The sequence below is a fragment of the uncultured Polaribacter sp. genome (assembly GCF_947501385.1).
Lineage (GTDB): Bacteria > Bacteroidota > Bacteroidia > Flavobacteriales > Flavobacteriaceae > Polaribacter.
This window is the reverse complement of the sequence record NZ_CANMVP010000018.1, coordinates 35,410-60,891: the sequence shown is the minus strand read 5'-3', so window position 1 is coordinate 60,891 and position 25,482 is coordinate 35,410. Positions and strand designations below refer to the sequence as shown.

Annotated in this window: 18 protein-coding genes, 1 pseudogene and 1 riboswitch; of the genes and pseudogenes, 11 read left to right on the top strand and 8 right to left on the bottom strand. The window is 30.7% G+C overall.

Translation table 11 applies throughout. The features are described from left to right. Window positions 1-57 precede the first annotated feature (57 nt). The 3 genes and pseudogenes from Q0998_RS12635 to Q0998_RS12625 all read left to right on the top strand — a co-directional run. Window positions 58-270, top strand: a pseudogene (locus Q0998_RS12635) (GIY-YIG nuclease family protein); the annotation flags it as partial. 243 nt (window positions 271-513) lie between these two features. Then, window positions 514-1,413, top strand: coding sequence for a 1-aminocyclopropane-1-carboxylate deaminase/D-cysteine desulfhydrase (locus tag Q0998_RS12630; protein ID WP_299670373.1), 900 nt, complete (start codon window positions 514-516; stop codon window positions 1,411-1,413). Continuing rightward, a complete protein-coding gene (locus tag Q0998_RS12625; protein ID WP_299670331.1) occupies window positions 1,410-2,261 on the top strand; it encodes a glucosaminidase domain-containing protein in 852 nt (283 codons plus the stop codon). Before Q0998_RS12630 ends, Q0998_RS12625 begins: the two co-directional genes overlap by 4 nt. 196 nt (window positions 2,262-2,457) lie before the next feature. Here the strand turns inward: Q0998_RS12625 and Q0998_RS12620 are convergent, their stop codons facing one another. Beyond that, window positions 2,458-3,153 (bottom strand): SIMPL domain-containing protein, encoded by a 696-nt coding sequence (locus Q0998_RS12620; RefSeq protein ID WP_299670330.1) that lies wholly within the window; start codon window positions 3,151-3,153, stop codon window positions 2,458-2,460. A gap of 250 nt (window positions 3,154-3,403) precedes the next feature. Here Q0998_RS12620 and Q0998_RS12615 point away from each other — a divergent pair, with 250 nt between their 5' ends. The 3 genes from Q0998_RS12615 to Q0998_RS12605 all read left to right on the top strand — a co-directional run bounded on the left by Q0998_RS12615 (window position 3,404) and on the right by Q0998_RS12605 (window position 7,144). Beyond that, window positions 3,404-5,539 carry a histidine kinase gene (locus Q0998_RS12615; protein WP_299670329.1) on the top strand — a complete coding sequence of 712 codons (2,136 nt, stop codon included), beginning with the start codon at window positions 3,404-3,406 and terminating at the stop codon, window positions 5,537-5,539. 184 nt (window positions 5,540-5,723) lie between these two features. Next, complete coding sequence (locus Q0998_RS12610; RefSeq protein ID WP_299670328.1) at window positions 5,724-6,455, top strand: LytTR family DNA-binding domain-containing protein; 732 nt, start codon at window positions 5,724-5,726, stop codon at window positions 6,453-6,455. A gap of 173 nt (window positions 6,456-6,628) precedes the next feature. Further along, complete coding sequence (locus Q0998_RS12605; protein WP_299670327.1) at window positions 6,629-7,144, top strand: gamma carbonic anhydrase family protein; 516 nt, start codon at window positions 6,629-6,631, stop codon at window positions 7,142-7,144. A gap of 217 nt (window positions 7,145-7,361) precedes the next feature. Here the strand turns inward: Q0998_RS12605 and Q0998_RS12600 are convergent, their stop codons facing one another. Beyond that, entirely contained in the window at window positions 7,362-8,528 is a 1,167-nt protein-coding gene (locus tag Q0998_RS12600; protein WP_299670326.1) for a metallophosphoesterase, read from the bottom strand. Between the two features lie 210 nt (window positions 8,529-8,738). On the opposite strand from Q0998_RS12600, the gene Q0998_RS12595 reads away from it, so the two are divergent. Together Q0998_RS12595 and Q0998_RS12590 are read left to right on the top strand one after the other, a co-directional pair. Then, window positions 8,739-9,554: a histidine kinase gene (locus Q0998_RS12595; protein ID WP_299670325.1), complete on the top strand. Its 816-nt coding sequence runs from the start codon at window positions 8,739-8,741 to the stop codon at window positions 9,552-9,554. Then, window positions 9,551-10,246 carry a LytTR family DNA-binding domain-containing protein gene (locus tag Q0998_RS12590; protein WP_299670324.1) on the top strand — a complete coding sequence of 232 codons (696 nt, stop codon included), beginning with the start codon at window positions 9,551-9,553 and terminating at the stop codon, window positions 10,244-10,246. Before Q0998_RS12595 ends, Q0998_RS12590 begins: the two co-directional genes overlap by 4 nt. Before the next feature lie 50 nt (window positions 10,247-10,296). Here Q0998_RS12590 and Q0998_RS12585 read toward each other — a convergent pair whose 3' ends face one another. After that, complete coding sequence (locus Q0998_RS12585; protein WP_299670323.1) at window positions 10,297-10,743, bottom strand: hypothetical protein; 447 nt, start codon at window positions 10,741-10,743, stop codon at window positions 10,297-10,299. 173 nt (window positions 10,744-10,916) lie between these two features. Next, window positions 10,917-11,321, bottom strand: a complete 405-nt coding sequence (locus Q0998_RS12580; RefSeq protein ID WP_299670322.1) for a hypothetical protein — start codon at window positions 11,319-11,321, stop codon at window positions 10,917-10,919. An 88-nt stretch (window positions 11,322-11,409) separates the two neighbouring features. On the opposite strand from Q0998_RS12580, the gene Q0998_RS12575 reads away from it, so the two are divergent. Continuing rightward, entirely contained in the window at window positions 11,410-13,050 is a 1,641-nt protein-coding gene (locus Q0998_RS12575) for a mechanosensitive ion channel family protein (protein ID WP_299670321.1), read from the top strand. Window positions 13,051-13,063: 13 nt separating this feature from the next. Here Q0998_RS12575 and Q0998_RS12570 read toward each other — a convergent pair whose 3' ends face one another. The 4 genes from Q0998_RS12570 to metK form a co-directional block, all read right to left on the bottom strand. Further along, complete coding sequence (locus tag Q0998_RS12570; RefSeq protein ID WP_299670320.1) at window positions 13,064-14,014, bottom strand: tRNA-dihydrouridine synthase family protein; 951 nt, start codon at window positions 14,012-14,014, stop codon at window positions 13,064-13,066. Between the two features lie 305 nt (window positions 14,015-14,319). Then, window positions 14,320-15,831: a carboxypeptidase-like regulatory domain-containing protein gene (locus tag Q0998_RS12565; RefSeq protein WP_299670319.1), complete on the bottom strand. Its 1,512-nt coding sequence runs from the start codon at window positions 15,829-15,831 to the stop codon at window positions 14,320-14,322. 165 nt (window positions 15,832-15,996) lie between these two features. Further along, the gene (locus Q0998_RS12560; RefSeq protein ID WP_299670318.1) at window positions 15,997-18,486 is read right to left on the bottom strand and encodes a zinc-dependent metalloprotease; all 2,490 of its coding nucleotides are present in this window, start codon (window positions 18,484-18,486) and stop codon (window positions 15,997-15,999) included. A 162-nt stretch (window positions 18,487-18,648) separates the two neighbouring features. Further along, window positions 18,649-19,905, bottom strand: a complete 1,257-nt coding sequence (gene metK, locus Q0998_RS12555; RefSeq protein WP_299670317.1) for a methionine adenosyltransferase — start codon at window positions 19,903-19,905, stop codon at window positions 18,649-18,651. Between the two features lie 493 nt (window positions 19,906-20,398). Continuing rightward, window positions 20,399-20,529: riboswitch (SAM riboswitch) on the top strand. Between the two features lie 186 nt (window positions 20,530-20,715). On the opposite strand from metK, the gene Q0998_RS12550 reads away from it, so the two are divergent. Together Q0998_RS12550 and thrA are read left to right on the top strand one after the other, a co-directional pair. After that, complete coding sequence (locus tag Q0998_RS12550; RefSeq protein ID WP_299670316.1) at window positions 20,716-21,990, top strand: O-acetylhomoserine aminocarboxypropyltransferase/cysteine synthase family protein; 1,275 nt, start codon at window positions 20,716-20,718, stop codon at window positions 21,988-21,990. A gap of 63 nt (window positions 21,991-22,053) precedes the next feature. After that, window positions 22,054-25,455, top strand: coding sequence for a bifunctional aspartate kinase/homoserine dehydrogenase I (gene thrA / locus Q0998_RS12545; protein ID WP_299670315.1), 3,402 nt, complete (start codon window positions 22,054-22,056; stop codon window positions 25,453-25,455). Window positions 25,456-25,482 lie beyond the last annotated feature (27 nt).

Below are 25,482 nucleotides of genomic sequence, written 5' to 3'. Positions count from 1 at the left end.
GTAAAATCACAAAATTAAAATTTCTTATCTATCTTAGTCGAGAGATAAAACGAATTAATGAAACTATATTATGTTTATATATTAGAATGTAACGATAAATTCCTTTACACAGGAATTACTAATAATGTTGCAAGAAGATTTAATGAGCATCAACAAGGATTAAATGAGAGCTGTTTTACTTACAAGAGAAGACCCTTAGAATTAATTTTTTATCAAGAATTTAATGATGTAGAACAAGCGATTTTTTTTGAAAAGAAAATTAAAAAATGGAGTAGAGGTAAAAAATTAGCTCTAGCCAATAGTGGTTTTGATAAACTACAAATTTTATCAGAATGTAAAAATAAAAGCTATTCTAAAAATCAAATAGTTTCGAGATTGTCTCTTCGAGCGGAGTCGAGAAGTCAAAAAATTAATCAAAATTCAGAAAAAGAATTAGGTCTCTCCCAAAATTTCGGGATCGCTCGACCAGACATTTTTAGTTTTCAAGAAACTTTAGTTAGTAAAAACCAACAAATACAACTTCCAATTTTGGAAGAAAAAAAAGTAGCCCTCTTTTTAAAAAGAGAAGATGTAATACACCCTTTTGTTTCTGGGAATAAGTTTCGAAAACTAAAATACAATCTTCAAGAAGCCAAACGTCAACAAAAAAAAAACTTATTAACTTTCGGTGGCGCATTTTCAAATCATATTGTGGCGACTGCCGTTGCTGGAAACCTAAACAATTTTAAAACTGTTGGAATTATACGTGGAGAAGAATTAGGGATTGACCTAGAAAAGACCTTAGAAAATAACGCAACTTTAAAAGAAGCACATAGAAACGGAATGACTTTTGAGTTTGTTTCAAGAGTAGCATATAAAAATAAATCTAGTGAAGAATTCAGCAATCAACTGAAAGAAAAATTTGGCGATTTTTATTTAATTCCTGAAGGCGGTACAAATGATTTTGCCATAAAAGGCTGTGAAGAAATTTTAACATCAGAAGATTCAAAATTCGATTATATTTGTTGTGCCATAGGAACTGGAGGTACCATTTCTGGATTGATAAATTCAGCAAAAGAACATCAAAAAGTAGTGGGTTTTCCTGCTTTAAAAGGCGATTTTTTAAAAGATGAAATTAAGAAATTCACCACTAAAAGAGAAAATTGGCATTTAGAACAGTATCATTTTGGTGGATATGCAAAATATAATGAAGAACTCATCCGTTTTATCAACAGTTTTTTAGAAGAAACAACTGTTTTGCTAGATCCTATTTATACAGGAAAAATGATGTTCGGAATTTTAGATTTAATTAGAAAAGATCATTTCCCAAAAAACAGTAAAATTTTAGCAATTCATACAGGCGGAATACAGGGAATTGCAGGATTTAATCAAAAATTAAAAAAGAAAAATCAACAAGTAATACATTTAAAATGAAGTTAAAAATCCTATTTGGTTGTCTGTTTTTGTTGCTTTTGTCTAGCTGTGGTGCTAAGAAAAAAGTAGTGAACAAGAAAAATCCTGGGGTAGTCATTATAGAACCAGAACCTGTAGATTTACCTTCTGTAAATGAGGTGAAACTAACGAAGAAGCTTGAAAAGAAAAACCCCAATCTTAATACATATACACTAGCATACATTCGAAAATACGCACCAATTGCAGTAAAAGAAATGCACGAATATAAAATTCCTGCAAGTATTACTCTGGCACAAGGTATTTTAGAATCTGGTAAAGGAAGAAGTGAATTAGCACTAAAATCTAACAATCATTTTGGAATAAAATGCCATACACAATGGCAAGGTGAGCGTGTTTATCATGACGATGATGAAGAGGGAGAATGTTTTAGAAAATACTTGTATCCAGAAACGTCTTATAATGATCATTCTTTGTTTTTAACCGAAAGAAGTCGCTATGCTTTTTTATTTAATTATAAAATGACTGACTATAAAAAATGGGCTTATGGTTTGCGAAAAGCGGGTTACGCTACAGATAAAAAATACCCAGCAAAATTATTAAAGATTATTAAAGATTACAAATTACACGAGTTCGATAAAGTTAAAAAAGGAAAATACACCAAAGAAATTAAAAAATTAAATGATGGTAAAAGTTTTAAAAAACCGATTGTAATCAATAGGGTAGAAGAAAACATTTATGATGTAAAAAAAGGAGATACCTTGTATTCTATTTCTAGAAAGTTTAAAATTTCTGTGGCTAATTTAAAAACTATTAATAATTTAAAAGACAATACCATTACTATTGGTCAGAAATTATTGGTTAAAAAATAAAAATAAAAGTGTCTTAGCAAATGTCTCATCGAGCATTACTGAAATGAAAATACATTTTCATTGAAAGTAGCTAGCGAAGCTATCGAGATGTTTTTTGAACTTGTATTAGTTTTCGAAAGTTTCATTCTTACCTTCAATTAAAAACTATTTTAGCATAGTAATGCTAGAACGGACATTTTAATTTCAAACTTCTTTTTTACTCAATTTCAAATTTTATATAGATAGATGTTTTCAAGACTATTTTTTCAAATTCAACAACAGATTGCTCACTTCTAAATTTAGAAAGTCCAGCAGCATATCCTTCAACATTTATAGTGTTCGCAAAAGCAAAATTTTGATGATTTGTATCAATTTCATTAATCTTAATAGGTTTCCCAACCTTTTCATCAATTGCAGATAATAAATACATTGCTTTCGATTTTGCTGCTTTTATAGCCGCAATTCTATTCTCTTTTCGCAATGCTGTTATTTTAGAATGCGTAGCTTTTGTAATCTTTACATTGGTTATTTTTAATTCTTCTAAACATTTAAAAAGCTGTTTTAGTTTTTCAGAATTGGTTACTTTTAAATTGTATTTTGCCGTAGAGAGTATTTCTTTTGTAAACCATCCTGTTTTAGCTAAAACTGAATTTACATCAGAAATAAATAAGTTGTTTTCAGGAATGCCAATACTTCTTAATTTTTGTTTTAGCTGATTTTCTAAGGATTCTAAATTTAATTTTTTTCCATTTTCCATTCGTTCCTTTAGAAAGAGATCTAAATAAATTTCATCTGGAATGATCTCTTTTTCTGAAGTTCCTACAACTTCTATAAATGGTTTTTCTTGTGAATTATTTTGACTGTAAGAAACAGTTGTTAGGAAAAGGAATACGAAGAGTTTACAATAGTTCATAATTTTATTTTTTGAGGGTATAAAACTAGAAGCAAGTATGTAAAGAAAAAAACCAAAATGAGTAAAGTCCTCTTTATTTTGAGTGAACAGCAACAAGTATTTAGCGAACGATGCAAATGAGTAAATGAAAGTCCGTTTTATGTCGAAAGCCTATTTTTTTAGATGATTTTTTGTGTGTATGTTTACAGTAATTATGTTATAAATGAAATTTAAGAAGTACATATATATATTATTTGCATTTTCCCAAATCATGGTATTTGGTCAAGAAAATGAGATAAATACTCAAAATAAAGAGTTTTTTGTTGAAGTAAAGGTTGAATTGAAAGACACAAATGTTCCTGTAAAAAATGCAGTAGTTTCTGTAAATGGAAAATATTTTCGCTACTCAGAAATTTATGGATATTACAAAGTGAGCGCGAAAGTAAATGATCAATTAGTGGTATCACATCCAGATTTTGAAGATGTGTATTACACCATAAAATCTAGCGAAGAAATAAAGATTCTTATAGAAGATGTTTTAGAGAATACTTCAAGGTTTTCAAAAGTAAAAGAGAAAGAATTAGATACCTATCATAGGTATTTAGATTCAGCGAATTTTTACAAGACAAAAGATATAGACAAGAGTTTGTCTTTTATAGAAAGTGCTATTAAAAGCGGAAAAACTAGCGATAGAAACTCCGCTTCTTACAAGACATTAGCAGCTATTTATTTGTATTGGAAACAATATGATTTGGCAGCAAATAATTACAAGCTTTCCCTACAGATTAAAGAAACAATCGCAGCTAAAATGGGTTTAGCCAAAGCACAATTTTTTTTAAAAAATTTTGATGAGAGTAGCAAAACATATCAAGAATTATTAAACAAAAAACTAAGTATTTATCAAAAAATAACCGTTTTTGAAGGTTTAGGAGATGTCTATTTTTCAACTAAAAATTATGTGGAAGCAAAAAAAAATTACCAACAAGCATTTGCCATTGCAAAAGCGAATGCTGTAAAAGCTAAAATTACAGATGTAAGCTCAAAATTAGCGACTGTTTTTTCAGCAGAAGGAAACACAAAACAAGCGAATCTTGGTTTTATGAACTCTTTAAATTTTGCTGAAAAAGAAAATGTAACTCGTGTTTTAGAGGAAGAAGAAAAAGTAGCGAATTTCTTAAACGCTAATAAAAAATACGATGAGGAAATTGTGCTTCGGAAAAAAAGTTTACAAAAAACAGAAAAAGACAGTACATCAAAAATAAATGACAATATAGAAGATGCGATTACTTCACAAAAAATAAATTACAAAATTGGGAATGCATATATCTTAAAAGAAGCTTATGAAGAGGCAATTCCATTTTTAGAAAAAAGTAGAGAAAGTGCAAAAAAGAAGAATGATATTATTGTTGAAAAAGATGCAACTAGAAAAATATCTGAAGTTTTTGCAAATCTTGGGGAATATGATAAAGCACTAAAAAATTATGAAAAATATGTTTCTTTAGTAGATTCTTTGTATTTAAGAAAAGAGCAAGAAATTCAGCAGGCAAAACGTTTTTCAAAAAAAATTGCAGACAATCAAAACCGAATTTTAAGCTTAGAAAAAGACAAAGAACTTACGCAAAGTAAAATTAGTTTAGCTTATGTAGATCAACAATTGTCTAAAGAAAGTAATAAAAGACAACGTTTAATTATTTATTCTTTAACAGGCGGTTTTTTGTTGATGTGTTTGTTAGCATATTTTATGTATAGAACTAATAAACAGCAAAAGCTAGCGAATAATTTATTGGCGTTGAAATCGATGCGTTCTCAGATGAATCCGCATTTTATTTTCAATGCTTTAAATTCGGTAAACAGTTTTATTGCGGTAAATGATGAACGAAATGCAAATCGATATTTGTCTGAATTCTCTGTATTAATGCGTGCTGTTTTAGAAAATTCTGATGAAGATTTCATTCCACTAAATAAAGAAGTAGAGTTGCTAGAATTGTATGTAAAGTTAGAGCACAACAGATTTAAAGACAAGTTCGATTATCAAATACATGTTGATGAAAATATCAATTTAGAACAATTTTCAATTCCGCCAATGTTATTGCAACCTTATATAGAAAATGCAATTTGGCACGGATTAAGATATAAAAAGGAGAAAGGAAATTTAGAAATTGCTGTAACTAAAAAAGATTCAGAAACAATTTCAATTGCTATCATAGATAACGGAATTGGAAGAAAACATTCACAAGAAATAAAAACGAAGCATCAATTAAAACAAAAATCGAAAGGAATGAGTACCATAAAAAATAGAATTGCTATTTTAAATGATATGTACAAAGACCGAATTTCTGTAGAAGTTTCTGATGTTTTAGAAACCGGTGAAGGAACAAAAGTTGAACTATTATTAAAGAAAAAGTAGCATTATTTCACGGAGATTCACAGAGAAAACGCAGAGGTTCACTAAGAAAAATCTTTGTGAGCCTCTGTGAAACAAACAAAGGGTAAGTGACATACATATCTGTGAAATTTGTGTCTTAAAAAATACAACCTTCGTGAATCTCTGTGAAAAAACTCTGAGTAACTCTGCGAAATAACCAAAAACCATGAAACTAAAAGCAATTATTGTAGAAGACGAACAAATAAGCAGAGAAATTCTCCGCAATTATATCAATAAATATTGCCCAAATGTAACTTTATTAGGTGAAGCAAGTAACATTGATGACGGTTATAGCCTAATTCAAAAACACGAATTAGATTTGGTATTTCTAGATGTAGAAATGCCTTTTGGAAATGCTTTTGATTTGTTAGAAAAAGTAGAAAACAGAACCTTTGAAACTGTTTTTGTAACCGCTTATGATCAGTATGCAATGGAAGCCCTAAACAACCACGCAAGTTATTATTTACTAAAACCAATTTCTATAGATGAGTTGATAAAAGCGGTAAATATAGTCTCAGAAATAAAAGAAAAAGAGCACCAATTACAGCATCAAGTTTTAAAACCAAAATCGAATTCTGCGAAAGGTAAAATCACGATTCCGCAACAAGATGGTTTTGAGGTATTAGATATCAATGATATTGTTTTTTGCAAAGCAGACGATAATTATACCGAAATTCATTTAGCAAACTCAAAAAAATTAGTTAGTAAAACATTAAAATATTTTGAACAAGCGCTAAGCGATTATACATTTGCTAGAATTCATAAATCGTATTTGGTGAATGTAAATGCAATTACCAAATACAAAAAAGGAAAGGGCGGAAGCGTACTGGTTTCTAATGGAAAAGAAATTTTGGTTTCTGCCTCACAAAAAGCCAATTTATTGTCTTATTTTAAATAAAAAAGCCCATCTTTAATTCTTCCCAAAGGGAAGAAAACTCATATTCTTTAAAAGTTTAAATTTACAGAATGTCACATCGAGTGAATTTGATTTTTTATCAAATTTGTTTCCGAAACTTCGGAAGAGATGTTTTTTAAAACTTATATATTTAAAAATATCAAAAATCATCATCTATGCCAGTTATAAAATCTGTAAACGGAAAATACCCACAAATACCAGAAGATTGTTATGTTGCCGAAAATGCCACCATTGTTGGCGAAGTTTCTTTCGGAAAAGAGTGTTCCGTTTGGTTTAATGCCGTAATTCGTGGCGATGTTCATTATATAAAAATGGGCAATAAAGTCAACATTCAAGACGGTGCTGTAATTCATGCAACCTATCAAAAATCGCCCACAACTATTGGTAATAATGTTTCCATTGGGCACAATGCAATTGTACACGGTTGCACAATTAAAGACAATGTTTTGGTGGGTATGGGAAGCATTATTATGGACGATTGTATCATAGCATCCAACTCAATTATTGCAGCGGGCGCGGTGGTGACTAAAAACACACATGTAGAAAGTGGTAGTATTTATGCGGGTGTTCCTGCAAAAAAAGTAAAAGACGTTTCACAAGAATTAATTTCTGGAGAAATAGATAGAATTGCCAACAATTATGTAAAATATTCAGGTTGGTTTAAGGAATAAAATTTTAGTCATTTGGGCGTTACTTTATATTTCATTCTTCAATATAAAGTCGGGCTTTACGTTATATCTTTTATTCGTTCCTCATAAAAGGATGTCTCTTCAATCCCTAACGCAATTAATCTAGCTCAAATAAAAAACCCGATTTCAATAAAGAAATAGGGTTAAAGTAAATCAAGTATAATTACCAAACACAGGTAATTAATTTTTCAAATAAATATTATAATTCTTTTCGTTTTCCGTTACTAAGAATTCTATAATATTTTTCATTTTCAATTAGCAAACCTTCAGATTCTTTATTTGGAAAATTCTTATGGTAATCTTTAGGATGCATAACATCAATTCCAAATACTTTTCCTCTATATAATTTTTTGATTTTCCCTTGAACTGTATGACCAACAACTACAGCTTTTACATTAAAAAAATCTAAGCCTTTTTCAATTTTTTCTTGCGTTAAATCATCTTTAAAATAACCTCTATACCAAGAAGGTCCTGTTTGTGTAGAAATTAAAAATTGTTCTAAATTTTTTTCTTTTTTAGGATAGGATGCCGAATGATAATTCGCCCTTACAATTGTATTAATTTCTAATATGTTGGTTTTGAAGTTTGTCAATTCAGGATGAATGCCACCATGAACAAAAAGATGACCGTTTATAATTTCTAAAGTGTTCTTACTTGTCATCCATCTACCCATAAAAGAGTTTTTATTATAAAACTCATATTGCTGTTTTTTTAAAATAGAACCTACATGAAAATATTTTTCAGAAGCAGATTTATAGTTTCCTTGCAAGTTTTTTATTTCATGATTCCCTAAAATAAAGTGGACATTACCGCCAACTTTTTTAGCATCTTGTTCTAATTTATAAATAAACCATAAAACTTGAGTGGTAGAAAAACCTCTATCTACAAAATCGCCTACTAAAACCAAATGACCTTTGCCAAAAATCCAGTGCAGGTTTTTATCGATAACCATATGATGTATAAGAAAATCTCTAAAAGTTCTATAACCACTCTCAATATCAGAAATTGCTATTATTTTTTCTCCATCATTATAGTTCGTTTTAGGAATTTTAATATTGTTGTCTATTGTAAAATCGAACTCTGTTTTATCTAAGTTAAAGTAACTCTTTGCGCTTATCTTAGAATTAAACTCTTGGCTATCAATAGAAAAACCATCAATTTTATTGCCTTTAATATAGTTAAGATTTAAAATAGAATCATTTTTATAAAAAACATACGGACCTTCATTATTCCAGTTCATTCTTTCAATATTATCACCATAATGCATGCTTCCATTTTCATAAAGTAAAATAGAAATTCCTATGGTTAATAATACAATTAACGTTGCAAAAATGTGTTTTAAGTACCGTAAAATTCTTCTCTTCATAATTTTAAATTTTAGATTTATTTCATCAAAAGTATTTGAAGAGAATAGAGGAAATAAATTTTTGTGATAAAGGATGCAATTAGCGTGTTACAAAACCAAAAAGGGTAAAACGGTATATTTATCACTATAAAAACACCTTCTAAACCTATATAATAGTAGTTTGTCACATTATCTTTTATCTTTCAGATTTTAAAGTAGTTTTGTAAAATGATGGAAAAAATAAAAAATAATAATTGGTTTTTAGTAAAAGTACTTATTACACTAACAATAGTAATCCCTATAGGTTTTATCGTTTATGAATTCATTTCTACAGGTCAAGATTCTATTGTTCTTCTAGCAGATTATCCAACTTATTTAAACATTTTTATAATTCTATATTATGTATTGCTTATTTTATTCTTTATAGGTTTGCTACTACTGCAATTAAAATCTGTCTTACGTTTAACGAATGCTAAACGAAAAAATGAATTACTACATTTACAAAGTCAGGTAAATCCTCATTTTTTCTTTAATATGCTAAATAATTTATATGGTTTGGTTGATAAAGATTCAGAAAAAGCAAAAGAATTAATTTTAAAACTTTCTGATTTAATGCGATATAGTATTTATGAAGGCGAGAAAAAAAGAGTTTCTTTAGAAGAAGAAATTGAGTACTTAAAAAACTACATTGATCTTCATAAAATGAGATATCATAAAATTATAAATATTCAATTCGATGTAGATGTAGATAAGAAAGAATACCAAATAACGCCTTTGTTGTTTATTATTTTATTAGAAAATGCCTTTAAACACGGCGTAGAAAACTTAAGAGAAAATGCTTTTGTTTATTTAAAATTAACTGCTAAAAGAAATGTAATTTATTTTGAAATTGAAAATAATTTTGACATTGAAGAAGTTTCTAAAGAAAAAGGAATTGGTTTAAAAAACTTAAAAAGACGTTTAGAATTGGCATACCCTAAAAAACATATGCTAACCTTTAAGAAAGAAAATTTGAATTATAAAGTAAAATTAGTGCTAGAATTATGATTAAATATATCATTGTAGATGATGAGCCTATTGCTCACGATATTGTAAAAAAATATTGTGATTTACTAAACAATTTTCAATTAATGAGAAATTGTTACGATGCAATTGAAGCATTAGAATATTTAAATAGCAATGCTGTAGATGTCATTTTTTTAGATATAAATATGCCAAAATTAAAAGGGTTTGATTTTTTAAAATCACTTCAAAATCCGCCAAAAGTAATTGTTACAACTGCTTATAAAGAGCATGCTATAGAGGGTTTTGAGCTTAACGTAGTAGATTATTTATTAAAACCTTTTAGCTTTGAAAGGTTTTTAAAAGCAATCAATAAAATTCAAACTAAAACGACAACGAATACTCTATTAAATTCAGTAAAAGAAAATAAAAAAACCACTATCTTCTTAAAATCAGCAAAGAAACATTTTCAGGTTAAACTATCAGATATTTTATTTATTGAAGCTTACGGAAACTATTGTAAAGTTGTTACAGAATATGAAACAATAACGGTAAGAGAAAAGATTTCTGAATTTTCACTAAAGCTCTCAGAAAACGATTTTCTTCAAGTGCATAAATCTTTTATTGTTGCAAAAAAACAAATGAACACAATTGAGGGGAATCAAATAAAAATTACATCTTACAGTATTCCAATTGGAAAAACTTTTAAAAGCAATTTAGATTTTTTATTAAAATAAAAAACCCGATTTCAATTAAGAAATCAGGTTTTAAAAACTAACTAACCAAACTATTTTTTCGTTCTTCTTTCATCCTTCTTATCATGCATCATTTTTTTCTTTCCCTTCATTTTTCTTTTCTTTTGCATTTTTTCAAACTTCTCAAATTGTTCTTTGTTTAAGATTTCTCTCATACTATTTTTCATAGCAATTTGTTGGTCTAACATTTTACTTTTTGCAGCATAAATTTCATCAGAAGTAGGTTTTTTCTCTTCTTTTTTATTGGCTTTTCTTTTCTCCATAAAAGCCTTTCTTTCTGCCATTTTTGAAGCGATAAGAGGTTTGATTTTGTTTTGTTGCTTCTCAGACAAATCTAAAGCCAAAGTCATTTTTTTAATAGCTAAATCTGTATGTTGCTCCACAGTAAGTTGCGGTCTTTCTTGTTTTCTGTTTTTTTGTGCTTGTGTAGTAATTGTAAAAGCAAATACAAATACTAAAATAGATGCTAAATTTTTCATTTTGTATAATTTTAAGTGTTATTTTTTTATACTACTAAGACATTAAAATAGCACAAAGGTTTAATCTTAAATTTCTAATTAACAATATTTTAAGGTTTGGTATGAATTAAAAAAACTCAGATTCAATATAGAACCTGAGCATGACCAATAAACTAATAAATCAACCCAAAAAACTAGTTATTGTTTCTTTTTTTGTTTTTTTCTTTGCGCTCTTTTTGCATTTTCTCGAATGCTACATATTGACTTTTACTTAAAATGCTTTTCATTTTTTTATTCATTTCAGCAATTTTATGTTGTCTCTCTGTTCGCATTTTTTGCATCTGCTCTCTAGAAGGTTTTTCTCCAGAATCTTTTAAATCTTTTCTATTTTTAACCATCTCATTTCTATCTGCAATTTGTATTGCTAAAAGAGGTCTTATCTCATTTTGTTGCGCTGTAGATAATTCTAAATCTGCAGACATCTTTTTTAAAGTTCTTTCAACTTGTTTTTCTATCGAAACTTTTTTTCCTTTTCTTTGAGCTTCTGCAGAAAATGAAACAGCTAAAAGGAATACAAATACGTATATTATTTTTTTCATTGGTTTTATTATTTATACTTCTTTGACTGTTAAAAAGTGAAAAGGTTTAAATTTGCATTTCAATTAACAGCAATTTAACAAATTAGTGATGCGTAAAATATTCTTACTTTTATTTTTTATTCCTTTCGCAGTAAGTGCACAAAAAGATTCTACGATTGTAAATTTAAGCAACCCACATGCAACTTTTTTTACACACTTATATTTTTTGCAACCAGATTCGTACCAACCCAAAAAATCTGCAAAGACCATTTTTGGGTTGTCAGAAAAGGAAGCGATAAAAAAAGCAATAAAAATTAAGAAAATTTTAGATGGTAAAGGACTGTATGTAGATTTAGATAAAGTGCCTACAAATCCTAATTTTAAAGATACCATCAAATTTGCCTCTTTTGAAAGATTTACGCCATTTCCTGATAGAATGCCACAAATTTATGTTGAGAAGATAGGTGAAAAGTGGTTTTATTCAAAAGAAACGGTACAGAGAATTGATGGTCTTTATGACGAAGTTTTTCCTTGGTATATTCAAAAAATACAAAATATTGTCCCTGAATTTGGACATAAAAAAATCTTCGAAATAGAATATTGGCAGTTATTTACCTTATTTATATTTGTTTTATTGGCTGTTGTACTGTTCTACCTATTTAGAAAAATTACTTTTTATATTTTACACAGAGTTCAATTAAGGCTAACAAAAACAACCAACATAGGGATTGATGAATATTTAAAAAAATTAGCAAGACCCATAAGTTTATTGATTGCTTTTAGTTTTATCGCCAAATTTTTTCCTTCACTTCAATTTAGTTTAGAGGCCAATACCTGGGTTTTCTTGTTTATTGATATTGCAGAAATTGTTTTTTGGACCTATGTTTTTCTAAGCTTGGTACATGTAGCAATGAAACTGTATGGTGTATTTACACAGAGAACGCACAACAGATTAGACGATCAATTAATGCCTATTTTGCACAATTTCTTTATTGGTTTGGTAATTGTTATTGGTTTTCTAAGACTAATCTCACTTTTTGGTGTAGATACAACCACCATTTTAGCAGGTGCAACCATTGGTGGTTTGGCGGTTGCTTTGGCATCTCAAGACACGGTAAAGAATTTGATAGGAACCATTATGATTTTTCTAGACAAACCTTTTCATATAGAAGATTGGATTGAAGCTGGTGAAGTTGTAGGTACTGTAGAAAAAGTGGGTTTTAGATCTACAAGTGTTAGAGCTGCAGATACTTCTGTATATCAAATACCAAACAGTAAGCTGTCTGAAATTGTTATCAATAACAAAGGTTTGCGTTTATTTAGACGTTACAATACAAGTTTAGGTTTGCGTTATGATACACCACCAGAATTAATTGAAGCTTTTGTACAAGGTGTTAGAGAAATTATTATTGCGCACCCAGAAACACGTTCAGAGTCTTACAATGTAGAGTTTACAGGTTTTGGAGACTCAGCTTTATTGGTCATGGTAAATGTGTATTTTAAAAGTTTGGCTTGGGGAATTGAGCAATCTTCGAAACACAGATTGCATATTGCCATTGTAAAACTAGCTAAAGAATTGGGTGTAGATTTTGCATTTCCATCCACAACAGTTACGATTGAGAATTTTCCAGAGAAAAAGGGTCTAAATCCTAAATACGATACAAATAAAGAACGCATTGATGCTGCCATTGCGAAAACTTTGTTAGATTTTAAAAATGATAAATTAGATAAAAATAGAAGTATAGAGTAATTTATTAGGTAAATTACTTTTTCGCTTCCTTCAAAATTTCCTCTACAGCAATTAAATAGTTTTTTACGTTAGATGCTTTTTTAATTTTTTTATAGGTTTTCTGAGGATTTGAAAAACTTTGAGAAAAGTATTCCCAAAAACCAAGCATTTTCATTTTAATAGGCGTTGGACCAGAAAGGGCAGCGTCATATTCATGAAAAATACGATCATGAAATCCTTTAAAGATTTCAAACCTGTTTTCAGGGTATTCAAGCGTATCATTTTTAATCATACTTGGTAAAAAAGGATCTGCGATTAAGCCTCTACCAATCATCCAATGATCTAAAGATGGAAAACGTGCTTGTAATTTTTTAAATGCTGCAACAGAGGTAATATCACCATTATAATACATTGTATGTTTGCTATTGTCTAGACATTTTTGAAAGGCTTCTAAATTGGTACTGCCTTTATACAATTGTTTTCCTATTCTTGCGTGAATTGCTATGTTTTTTAAAGGATAGGTATCTAAAATAGGCAAAACATCTAATATTTCTTCAGGAGTTTCATAACCCATCCTCATTTTCATAGAAACAATAATGTCAGATTCATTATGAATTTTATGAAGAATGCTGTTTATTTTTTCTGCATCGCTAATCAATCCAGAACCCATTCCTCGTTTGGTAACCATCGGATAAGGACAGCCTAAATTCCAATTTAATTCTTTGTAACCTAATTCTTGTACATATTTAGAAACGAATAAAAACTCATCTACATCATTGGTAATAATCTGCGGAATTACTTCTAATGTTGTATTGTTTTCTGGAAGAATATCTTTTTGATAAGAATTTTTAATGATCAGTTTTCCATTTAGTCTGATGTATGGCGAATAAAATGTATCAATGCCGCCAAAGAAAGTATTGAAAGCATTTCTAAATTTATAATCGGTAAAGCCTTGTAAAGGAGAAGAGAGTAATGTCTGAGTCATAAAAATGATAATCATGCAAATATAGCATACTTTTTAGAGCATTTTACAGTAGGAGAAAGTATCTTGTTTCATCTGTATAATTACTCGATGTCAATACCTTGAGGGTTTTCGAATTCACCTCCCTTTTGGGGAGGTCGGAATTGCATTTTCGCAATTCTGGGTGGGGCAAAATATAAAATTTTGGTTTTTTGTTTTAAGTGTCAAAATGAAGTTAGCGAAATCAGACCAGTTGGTAGGTTCCATTATGACTTTGCCTCGAGTCTGCCCTACCTTTTCTGCAGAGGTAGTCGGTTTTAAGAAATTTTTTATTTTCCTTTTTTTACTTTTAAAGGTGTATTCATCCAGTAACTATTTTCTAATTTCAAAGGAGTAATTAGAGATTTTGATAACGGTAAACTTTTGTCTATAAAGCTTTTATGTATGAGTAGTTTTTTGTTTTCAAAAATTTCTTGTACAAAGAATTCTCTATATTGATTCATTTTAATACTTGCTCTTTCATCAATTGTAAAACCATTACTATCTTTTATATGACTGATATCAAAAGTGAAATTTGTAGCATAATTTTCACCTTTCTGTTCTTTTTCAAGGTTTATTCTATTGATTGATTTTTCATCAATAAAAACAATAAGTGTGTTGTTACTAGTATCAAAAGGACGCACTGCTACTACTTTTAGTTTCTCGTTTTTATAATAAATTTTAAAATTTCTATTAATTGATTCTAAGCTATTTAAGGCTATTTTTCTATTGAAAGAGAGTTTAAAAGTATGCTGTTTTGTATGAAATGAAGTTTTTTTAAGTTGAAAATAATTACCATTAGAAGCTTCAAAGAAATTATTAAAGGTAATGTAGTTTAAATACATTTTATCCTTTTTTGGTTGATATGCTATGGTAACAGTATATTGAGGGTTTTTCTTCCGTTTGTAATAAAGATTGTAATTCAATTTATGAATGGCAAAATCTTGTTTGGCAATATAAATACTTCCAAAAGCTGAATAATCGAAGCTCGTTTTTTCATTTATAGATGTAAAACTGATTTTATATAGCGGCGTTTCATCAGAAAAAACAACTCTTTTCACTTTAAATTTATGATTGCGTAAAAAGTCTCTTTGAAAAATATTAGTAAAAGAAAACGACATCTTATCATAATTTCTAATGGCATTTGTAAGATCTAAAATATTTAATTCATTACCGCCTAAAGGAGTAATATAAACACTTTCTGAATATTTTTTACTTTTATTATCATACGGAACTGTAAGTGTGGAGTCTTGAATAAAATCTTTATTTGTTCTATAATTATATAATAATGTTTGGTTTTTGGTGCTTTTTAATTTATCGCTATCAAAGCCGTCGTCAAAAGATTCTAAAATAGCTTCATGTACGTTTAAGTATTTGATAGGTTCTTGAGAATTGACTGCTTTTTGATAAGAATCTCCCACAGGTTGTTGGTAATCTCTATAATAACCAATATAAGAATGCGCTTCCGTTGGATAGTTTTCTAAGATATTTTCAATTGCTTTTCTAACAATTTGTTTTGCTAAAAGTCGCTTTTTTCTTCTTTTGGAAGTCTTTATAACAATTTCATCTAAAGAACTTTTTGCAATTGCTAAGTAAATGGTATTTGTACTATTTTGTTTTAAATTAGAAAGCTTGATTTCTTTTGTTTTATAACCAATAGAAGAGATTCTAATGATTCCTGTTTTTCTAAAAGCCAAAGGGATTTCAAAATTCCCACTAGAATCCGCATGCGTTCCTCTGTTGATATTTTTCAACATTACCGTTGCATAAACCACAGGTTTTTTTGTTGAAATGTCTAACACTTTACAAGAAATTTTTTCTTGTGAGCATAAGGTTGGACAAACAAAAGTGAAAATAAAAAAAAGAAAGGATAACTTTGTCAAGATGCAAAATTTTATAAATCTATGATAATCAAAAACCACGCCAGATAGACGTGGTTTTATAATTATGATACTACTATTTAGAATTTATTGAGGGTCTAAAATCATGTCAATTCTATCAACAACATCTTGTAAATGATAGCGTGTAAGTGTGTCGCCTCTATTCGAAGCAGCTCTTGCATCTCTTTGTAGACGCTTTAGCTCTCCTCTAACAACAGACTTTACATCAGATTGGTTGATATTGATTCCACTTCTTTTTAAATAGCCGTCATTAAACCCTCTTTGGTCTTTTGCTTCATTTAATAAGTAATTTAATCTTTCTAAATGGGCTCTTTGCAAGTTTCTTCTATAGGTATCTATAGAACGACCTGAATAAATTTCACTCCAAACACCTTTGCGTAAATCGCTCATCATGTCTATTAAAGTATAGGCTTTAGAAGATCCGTTTAAAGTTTCGTTTTCAATCATTCTAGCCATTCTACCAGCATCTAAAATAGTGTTTAATGTTCTTGCTTGTAAACCTCTAACTCTTTCTACTGAGCCAGAAAATTCAGTTTTGCTAAAAATGTTTTCATCTAACATCCATTCAGGAGTTTTAAACAATTCATCAATAACAAACTGTAAAGCTTCTTCTTGCTTTTCTTTAGTTACATAAGAGTAAACAGCACCCTTTTGGTCTGATGTTTTATAGTATTCATAAACCCCACCAATATTTGCAGATACATGCCCCATATATCTATTAAACTGACTTAATAATTGTCCGTACATGGTAGATAACTCATCATAATTTTCACCTTTTTCAGAAGTCCATTCTTCTAATCTCGGTAAAATTCTTTTTAAATTTTTAATTCCGTACATAGAAGCTTTCATGGCGTCATCTCCTAAATCTTCTGTTTGAGAACTTGGGTCTACAACACCACCAGCTTGTTGATGTCCGAATCGATACATTGGGTCTCCAGCATGTTTTAAAATCCAAGCATCTAAAATTGGTTTTTCAGCTTTTGCATCTGTATCTAAAATAGGTCTATATCCCCAAGAAATTGCATACTTGTCATAAACACCAATATTTGGCATTAGCGCAACGCCTGCATCTTCTGGTTGCGCCACATAATTAAAACGCGCATAATCCATAATGGAAGGTGCGGTTCCAAACTTCTTAGTAAAAGTTGCAGAACGTAAAGAATCTACTGGAAAAGCAACAGAACTTCCCATATTATGTGGTAAACCTAAGGTATGACCAACTTCATGAGAAGAGACAAACTTAATGAGTTCTCCCATGGTTTCTGTTTTAAAATTCTTTCCACGAGCATCTGGATTGATGGCTGCAGTTTGAATAAAATACCAGTTGTGTAACAAAGACATTACGTTATGATACCAGTTAATATCAGATTCTAAAATTTCTCCAGATCTGGGATCACTTACATGAGGTCCGTTGGCATTTGGAATTGGAGATGCCAAATAACGTACTACAGAATACCGAACATCTTCTGGAGACCAATCTGGATCTTCTTCTTTTGATGGAGGATCTTTTGCAATAATGGCATTTTTAAAACCAGCTGCTTCAAAAGCCACTTGCCAATCATTAATTCCTTGTTTGATATAAGGAACCCATTCTTTTGGCGTTGCTCTGTCTACATAATAGACAATTTGCTTTTTTGGCTCTACCAATTCGCCTCTTTTAAATTTTGCTACATCTTCCTCTTTAACTTCTAGTCTCCAGCGATCTAAATAAGTTACCGTTTTACTTTTTTGATCTCCCAAACCATAATCTGTTTGTCCTCTTGCAAACCAACCCACACGCTCATCAAAATAACGACGTTTCATAGGTACTTTAGGTAATAAAACCATCGAATTACTCATTTCTAAAGTAATAGAGCCAACAGCACTATTAGACGGAGCTTTATTCGCAAAATAGGTTTTTACATGTCTTATTTCTATATTTCTAGGATAGCTACTTACTCTATCTATATAAGAGCGACTTTTGTCCATCCTTGTAGCTTGGTATCTTTTTCTATAAAAATCAGGAAATCCTAAAGGTTTTACATCTGTAGAAAATAACTCAGTGGCATCAATTACAGTGGCAGTAGAATCTTTGCTAAATGCTTTTATAGGAAAAGAAAATAAGATGGGTTCTAAATTCGAATTCATTACGGCTTCATGCACAGGTAAAAGTGTATCAGCAACCACATTATGAGAAACAATTCTTAATAGAATTTGTTTGTTTTTTTTCTCCCAACGCAACACTTGCGTGTTTGCTTTTCCACCACCGAAACCAATTCCGCTAGCAGTTTTAGCGATTCTAGTAACCATTAACATTTCTCTTCTTAAAAGAGAATCTGGTATTTCGAATAAATAAGTATCTTCTTTTCTATGAACTTTAAACAAACCTTCATCTGTTGTATGTTCTTTCGTGACGACTTTACCATAAGGCTGAATTCCTCCTTTTTTAGGTTTTGGCTTTGGCGCTACCTTGGCAGTTTCTTTTTTCTTTTTCTTCCAAAATTGAGCATCTGTTTCAGCGGAAAATCCAAAAACAAAAGCAACTAGCAGTAGTCTAGTGAGTATTTTTTTCGTCATAATAAATTTGATTAAAATTTTAATCACCGAAGTTAAGCAAACCCTTATTTATTGCCTCTTAAATATTTGTTAAGGCATCAACTAGATTCTGTTAAATTTTAAACCTAAAAAAGCCTTTAGATTAATTTCTAAAGGCTTAAAATATCAATTTGTTGTGATTCTTTATATGCGAAAAGCTTCTTTTATAGTATCCACATAATCTAACTTTTCCCAAGTAAAGGTTTCTACTTCTTCAGAAACCGTTTCTCCCATTGGGTTTGTAAAAGTAACTGTCTTCATCTCAGGAGTTCTTCCCATATGACCATAAGCAGCAGTTTCTGAATATATGGGTGTTCTTAATTTTAAACGTTTTTCTATAAAATACGGACGCATATCAAAGATAGATTCTACTATTTTGCTGATTTCTCCGTCTTTCAAATCTACAGTTGCGGTTCCGTAGGTTTCTACGTTGATACTTGTTGGTTTTGCAACACCAATAGCGTAAGAAACTTGTACTAGAACTTCTTTACAAACGCCTGCAGCAACTAAGTTTTTAGCAATATGTCTTGTTGCGTACGCGCCAGATCTATCTACTTTAGAAGGATCTTTTCCAGAAAAAGCACCACCACCATGAGCACCTTTTCCACCATAGGTATCTACAATAATTTTTCTTCCTGTTAAACCGGTATCTCCATGAGGTCCACCAATAACAAAAATTCCTGTGGGATTGATGTGATAGGTAATATCATCTGTAAATAATTTCTGTATATGAGTTGGCAATTTTGCAACCACTCTAGGGATTAAAATTTCAACGATGTCTTTTTTAATTTTCGTCAACATTACGTTTTCAGAAGTATCAAAATCATCATGTTGTGTAGAAATTACAATAGCATCTATTCTTTGTGGTACATTATCATCAGAATACTCTATGGTCACTTGAGATTTTGCATCGGGTCTTAAATAATCAATAGCACTATTTTCTCTTCTTAAAAGAGCCAATTCAATTAATAATCGATGAGATAATTCTAATGCCAAAGGCATGTAGTTTTCTGTTTCATCAGTAGCATAACCAAACATCATTCCTTGATCTCCAGCACCTTGGTCTTCAGGGTTTGCTCTGTCAACACCTTGATTTATATCAGGAGATTGTTCATGGATTGCAGACAGAACGCCACAAGAATTTCCATCGAACATATATGCTCCTTTGGTATAACCAATTTTGTTAATGACATCTCTAGCAATTTTTTGAACGTCTAAATATGTATTCGATTTTACTTCACCCGCTAAAAATACTTGGCCTGTGGTAACCAAGGTTTCACAAGCAACTTTACTGCTTTTGTCAAAGGCTAAAAAATTATCAATTAAAGCATCAGAAATTTGATCTGCAACCTTGTCTGGATGGCCTTCAGAGACACTTTCTGAAGTAAATAAATATGACATAAATTCTTCTTTATATATTAAAAAATGATTCCTCGATCTAAAAAATGAGGTTTCGTTAAAAATTTAATCCTCTTAAAAGGACATGGATAAAAAATAAAAATTGATTGCGTAGTCGCTAAAAGAAGTAGATACTTACTGCTTTAGCATTTTATTCTAAACTTGTTTTATCATTTCGAAATAGAAATTTTTCAAGTTAGGCACAGAAACTAGTTCGGCGCGAGAGGTTGCAATCAGTTCAAATTTTTCCTCTAAATTAGAGTGCAAAAGTACACTATAAAATTAAAAGACTTCCTTTTTTTACCATAATTATTTGTGATGGCATCATCAATAAATCAATTTTAAGACATAAAAACTACAGTTTTTAAAGAATGATGAAAACAACGTTGATTAAAATGCGAAATCTATATTAAATAGAAAATAAATGCTGTTTTATTTGGATACTAAGTTTTTCTATTGCAATATTTGCACTCACAAAGTTCAATAACTTATTGAAATGTTATCAAGAAAGGTGGAGGGATTAGACCCTGTGAAGCCTTAGCAACCCTTTAGAAATAAAGAAGGTGCTAAATTCTACCCTGTGCTGAACCAGTTTCAGCATCTCAAATGAGAAAGGATAGATAACCAAAAAGAAATTTCCTTTTCTGGAAACGTCTATTTTTCTTCATAACATTTTTCTAGTAAGTACATCAATAAAAATTGATGCATTTGACTTAATCGCAAAAAGATTCGCAATATGCACTATTGTGTTTCATTTAAAAATGTCAATCCTGTGAAAACAGGAATCTATATTAACTCAAAAAAAATAGAAAAATGAGTACACACCAATTAGCAACCAACGCGTTGCACGCAGGACACGATGTTTCACAAAACGGAGGCACAAGAGCCGTACCAATTTACCAAACAACATCGTATGTTTTTAAAAACTCAGAACATGCAGCAAACCTCTTTTCTCTAAAAGAATTAGGGTTTATTTACACACGTTTAAACAATCCAACCAATCAAATTTTACAAGATCGTTTGGCGGCTGTAGAAGGCGGTATTGGAGCGGTAGTTTTTGCTTCAGGAACGGCAGCAATTGCCACAGGGCTGTTAACGCTTTTAAAGGCTGGAGACCACATTGTAGCGTCTAGTAGTTTGTACGGAGGGACCTACAATTTATTAAGCGTAACCTTACCAAGATTCGGAATTACAACAACATTTGTAGATGCATCTGAACCTGACAATTTTGGAGAAGCTGTTCAAGAAAATACAAGAGCCTTTTTTGTAGAGTCTTTAGGGAATCCGAAATTAGATGTATTAGATTTAGAAGCAATTTCTACACATGCTAAGCAGGCAGAAGTACCTTTTATTGTAGATAATACCGTCGCAACACCAGCATTGTTAAATCCAATTAAATACGGTGCAAACATTGTAATTCATTCATTGACAAAATATATTGGCGGACAAGGAACTTCTTTAGGAGGTGCCATTGTTGATGCTGGAACTTTCAATTGGGCAAATGGAAAATTTCCAGAATTTACAGAACCTTCTGCAGGGTATCACGGGTTAAAATATCATGAAGCTTTAGGTGCTGCATCCTACACTTTTAAATTAATTTTAGAAGGATTGCGTGATTTTGGTGGCGCATTAAGTCCTACAAATGCTTTTAATATCATTCAAGGTTTAGAAACATTGCCCGTAAGAATTCAAAAACATTCTGAAAATGCATTGGCATTGGCAAAATGGTTAGAAAAGCAAGAGGAAGTTGCTTGGGTAAATTACCCTGGTTTAGAAAGTAACAAATACAAAACTTTAGCAGATAAATACTTGCCAAAAGGGCAAAGTGGCATTGTAACTTTCGGTCCTAAAAAAGGTTTTGAAGCAGCAAAAGCAATTGCAGATAAAACAAAAATATTCTCTTTATTGGCAAATATTGGAGATACAAAATCTTTAATAATTCATCCAGCAAGTACAACACATCAACAATTAGATGAAGATGCTCAAGCAGGAGCAGGAGTAAGTCAAGATTTAATTAGATTGTCTGTGGGTATTGAAGATTTAGAGGATTTAAAAGCAGATTTAAAAGCCGCTTTTTCAGGAATTTAACATGGCAAGGGTTTTAAACCCCTTGCTGAATAGCAACGGACTTCAGTCCGTTGAAATAAAAAAATGAAAAACAACCTACAACATATCAAAATCTATGATTTCACCACAGAATTGGGTGCAAATATTCCTGAATTGAATTTAAGCTATCAAGTTTTTGGTCAAGATTTAGGAACGGCACCTGTTGTTTTGGTGAATCACGCACTTACAGGAAATAGTGATGTTGCTGGGGAAAATGGTTGGTGGCAAGATATTGTTGGAGTTGAAAAAGCGATTGATACCAATACCTACACCATTTTGTCTTTTAACATTCCAGGAAACGGTTTTGATGGTTTTTTAATCGAAAATTATAAAGATTTTATTGCGAGAGACATTGCTAGAATTTTTCTAGAAGGATTAGATCAGTTAAAAATTGATCAATTATTTGCTTTGATTGGAGGTTCTTTGGGTGGCGGAATTGCGTGGGAAATGGTAGTTTTAAACACCAAAATTACCCAACATTTTTTACCCATTGCTACCGATTGGAAGTCTACAGACTGGTTGATTGCCAATTGTCAAATTCAAGAACAATTTTTGGTAAATTCTAGCAATCCTGTGCATGATGCAAGAATGCATGCCATGTTGTGCTACAGAACACCCGCCTCTTTTAAAGCGCGTTTTCAACGTTCTAAAAACGAAAACTCAGATATTTTTAATGTAGAAAGTTGGTTGTTACACCATGGAGAAAAGTTACAAGAACGCTATCAATTATCTTCGTATAAATTGATGAATCAATTGCTAAAAAGTATTGATGTTACTAAAAATGGTGAGAAAAGTATAGAAATTTTAGACAAGATTCAGGCAAATATTCACATTATTGGTGTGGATTCTGATTTATTTTTTACTGCGGAAGAAAATAGAGAAACGCATAAGAAGTTGGCTTTAACAAAAGAAAATGTGACTTATAATGAAATAAATTCGGTGCATGGTCACGATGCCTTTTTAATGGAATATGACCAGCTTGAAAAAATTATAGCACCTATTTTCAACAAAGCATACAGAGCAAAGAAAATGAAAGTAATAAAATTTGGCGGAAAATCTTTGGCCAACGGAAAAGGAATTGAGAATGCGGTTGAAATTATTTGCAATACCTATAAAAATGGAGAAAGAATTACTGTGGTGGCTTCTGCACGAGGAAATACAACGGACGATTTAGAAGCAATTTTACAAAAAGCAGCTCAAAAAAAAGAATATCAAACGAAATTCAAAAAGTTTAAGGAATATCAATTAGCACCGAATCAAACGGTTGATTTATCGGAAGAATTTTTAAAATTAGAAACTATTTTTGAGGGCGTTTCTTTGTTAGGAGATTATAGCGATAAAATCAAAGATGAAGTTTTAGCACAAGGTGAATTAGTATCTGTAAAACTGTTGGCAAGTGTATTACAAAAAGAAGAAATTCCTGCAAAGTCAACAGATGCAAGAAAATTGATTATTACAGATGACAACTTTGGAAATGCACAGCCAATCTCTACAATTTCTTCAGAAAATGTCATATCCTATTTTAAGGAAAATTCTAATAAAATAAATATTGTAAGTGGTTTTATTGCTTCCAATAAAAAAGGAGAAACCACTACTTTAGGAAGAAACGGAAGTAATTATACAGCCGCTTTATTAGCCAATTATTTAGATGCAGAAGAGTTGCAAAATTATACACATGTTAGTGGAATTTTTACGGCAAATCCTGATTTGGTTGCAGATGCAAAAAAAATCGAAAAATTGTCTTTCTCTGAGGCAAACGAACTGGCCAATTTTGGCGCCACCATTTTACATGCAAAAACCATTATTCCGTTATTAGAAAAGAATATCAATTTACGAATTTTAAATACATTCCAAAAAGAAGATAAAGGAACGTTAATCACATCTGAATCTTCAGAAAAAGGAATCAAATCTATTTCTACGATTGATAATGTTTCTCTGGTAAATTTCGAAGGCAGAGGTTTGTTGGGTAAAGTGGGTGTAGATGCACGGATTTTTAAAGCTTTAAGTGATCAAAATATCAGTGTAAGTATCATTTCTCAAGGTTCTTCAGAAAGGGGTATTGGTTTAATAATCGATTCAAAAAAGGCACAAAAAGCTGTTTTAGCATTAGAAAAGGAGTTTGAAAGTGATTTTTATTCCCAAGACGTGCATCAGATTTCTATTGTAGATCATGTGGCTGTCATTTCTATTATTGGTCAAGATCTAAGTGCATTTCACCATCCGTATAATGCGCTGATTAAAAATCAAATTGTACCACTTTTATTTAACAATACAATTTCAGGAAAAAATGTAAGTTTAGTAGTTAAAAAGCAAGACCTTTATAAAGCGGTAAACGTAATTCACGGTCAGGTTTTTGGGGTGGCTAAAAAAGTAAATATTGTTGTTTTTGGGAAAGGTTTGGTGGGAGGTACTTTGATCAATCAAATTTTAGAGAATGCTGCATCTGTATTAGAAAGAAGAAAAATTCAATTGCATATTTTTGCCGTGGCAAACTCTAAAAAAGTTTTACTAGCTAAAAACGGAGTTTCTAAAAATTGGGCACAAGATTTGGAAATTAGTACACAAGAAAATACATCAATATTAGCTATTATAGCGTTTGCGAAAAAGCACCACTTAGAAAATTTAATTGCTGTAGACAATACCGCAAGCGTCTCTTTTGTGGAGAATTACATTCCTTTAATTGAAGCGGGTTTCGATTTGGTTTCTAGTAATAAAATAGCAAACACCTTGTCTTTTAATTTCTATAAACAATTAAGAAGAAAATTAAAAGCATATAAAAAACAATATTTATATGAAACCAATGTGGGTGCAGGTTTGCCTTTAATAGATACCATTAGATTATTGCATGAATCTGGAGAAAACATCACGAAGATTAGAGGTGTTTTTTCAGGAAGTTTAAGCTATTTATTCAATACCTTTTCTGCGGAAGAAGTGCCCTTTTCAAAAGTATTACAAAATGCAATTGATGCAGGTTTTACAGAACCAGATCCAAGAGAAGATTTGGGCGGAAATGATGTTGCTAGAAAATTACTAATTTTAGCTAGAGAATTAGATTTAGAAAACGAGTTTGTAGATGTAAATATTCAAAATTTAATTCCTGAAAAATTAAGAGAAGGAACTGTTAAAGATTTCTTATCGAATTTAGCATTGATGAACGCTGAATATCAGCAATTAAAGCAGAACCAAAAAGAAAACCACGTTTTGCGGTATATTGGAGAATTGGGCGGAGATTTATCGCAAGAAAAAGGAAATTTAGCCGTAAAGTTAGTATCTGTTTCTAAAAATTCGCCTTTGGGTTCTTTAAAAGGCTCCGATGCTATTTTTGAAATTTATACAGAGTCGTATGGTGAGCAACCGATTGTTATTCAAGGAGCAGGAGCAGGTTCTAAGGTAACCGCAAGAGGTGTTTTTGGAGATATTTTAAGATTGGCAAAACATAATAATTGACACGCAGTGTCATTCTGAATGTATTTC